This is a genomic window from Candidatus Symbiopectobacterium sp. (assembly GCF_020054415.1).
Classification (GTDB): domain Bacteria; phylum Pseudomonadota; class Gammaproteobacteria; order Enterobacterales; family Enterobacteriaceae; genus Symbiopectobacterium.
On sequence record NZ_JAHWCO010000374.1, the window covers coordinates 1 to 1,515 of the forward strand.

Below are 1,515 nucleotides of genomic sequence, written 5' to 3' on the forward strand. Positions count from 1 at the left end.
AGGGGTACGGAGTACTGTGGTAAAGTGGAGCAGCATGATTATCAGCTTTATCTGGCTATCAACGATATCGAGCATACGAAAACGAAGGCGATGTCTCCGCAGACGAACGGCATCTGCGAGCGCTTCCATAAAACCATTTTTCAGTATTTTTATCAGGTTACGTTCCGAAAGAAGTTATATGGAGACCTGGAAAGCCTGCAGGTAGATCTGGACAACTGGTTGTGGCATTACAATAATGAGCGAACTCATCAGGGAAAAATGTGCTGCGGTGCGAATCTGCTCGACGTTTTCCAGCAGACTGGCGTGAGAATGCACCACGCCTTTCGGGTTGCCTTCAGAACCGGAGGTAAACAGGATCATCGCTGCATCATCAGGCTGATGCTGCACCATGGCGCGCACCGTAAACAGCAGATGGAATAAAATCCACTCTTTGTCGGCTAGGGTTATCGTGCCCTTCAAATCTTCCAGATACACCCAGTTGGCCTCTTTCAGCTGCTCCGGCAGGTGGGTCATTTTCCCTTTTTCCAGAAACTGGCGCGAGGTGACAATGGTTTTGATTTCCGCCGCCAGCATCGCGCTCTTAATGCCTTTTGCCCCCGCCGTGTAGTTCAGCATGGCAGGCACACGGGCGCGCAATGAGGCGCTGAGAATGGCAGCCGCCGTCACCGTGGCATTGGGCAGCAGCAAGACGACGTGCTCTTTTTCTCGGGTAAAACGTTGCAGGATGCGACCAACGCAGAGGGACTTTTTCAGCAACCCCTGATAACTGTCTTCACTGAAGGCGATATCCGCAATAGACGGCGAGCTGTAGCCATAGCGTTGGCAGGCAGAGAGAAATGCCTGATACAGCGTCTGGCGCGGGCGCGTTTCCATACGCGCGGCCATCATGATGCGGTGCAAGTGTTCACCTGCCAGTTCGTGCCGTTCACGCGCGCTGCCCGCTACCGGCATCGGTAATGTGGTCGGCGGCAAATAAGAGAGGGTGACCTGAGGGAAAAGGCGTTACTTAAACGTACCTTTAGGGCGACCAAACGGGCTGAACGCAATACCTTCGATGCGCACCGGCACCAGCGTAGCGCCCGATTTTGCTGCGACGAAGGCTGCACCGCTGTAGATCTTCATCAGGGAGCAGGTAACGGTGATACGCCCTTCGGGGAACACCACCACCGGGCGGCCCTGCTCAATCACTTTGATAAGCACCTTGATTGCCAAAGGTTTGGTCGGTTCGAGCGGCACAAAATCGATATACCCAATAAACCTCAAGATGCAGGTTTGAGCACCTGAAAACGATCGTGAATTCTGGACGTCAGCGAGTCCGCTATTTCTGGTAGCGTATTGGTGAAAAAATTGAATATAGAATCCCGAAAATCGCGCGTGTTTTCAAAATAGCGATTATTCCGTGCATGCTCATTCATCACTTTCCACAGGCGTTCTATCGCGTTCAGATTCGGACTGTAAGGCGGTAAATAGTGAAGCTCTATGTTCACGACAAAGGCCCAATCCTTAATCAATTGG

1 protein-coding gene and 2 pseudogenes are annotated in these 1,515 nt (G+C 52.1%); 1 reads left to right on the top strand and 2 read right to left on the bottom strand.

What is annotated here, in order from left to right; genetic code table 11:
• A pseudogene (locus tag QZ506_RS11000) lies at window positions 1–270 on the top strand (integrase core domain-containing protein); the annotation flags it as partial.
• On the opposite strand, the pseudogene QZ506_RS11005 reads toward QZ506_RS11000, so the two are convergent.
• Window positions 253–1,263: pseudogene (locus tag QZ506_RS11005) on the bottom strand (AMP-binding protein); the annotation flags it as partial. The pseudogenes QZ506_RS11000 and QZ506_RS11005 overlap by 18 nt on opposite strands.
• The coding region (locus QZ506_RS11010; RefSeq protein ID WP_291971064.1) for a transposase at window positions 1,260–1,515 on the bottom strand (256 nt) is incomplete at its 5' end. The gene QZ506_RS11010 and the pseudogene QZ506_RS11005, both read right to left, overlap by 4 nt.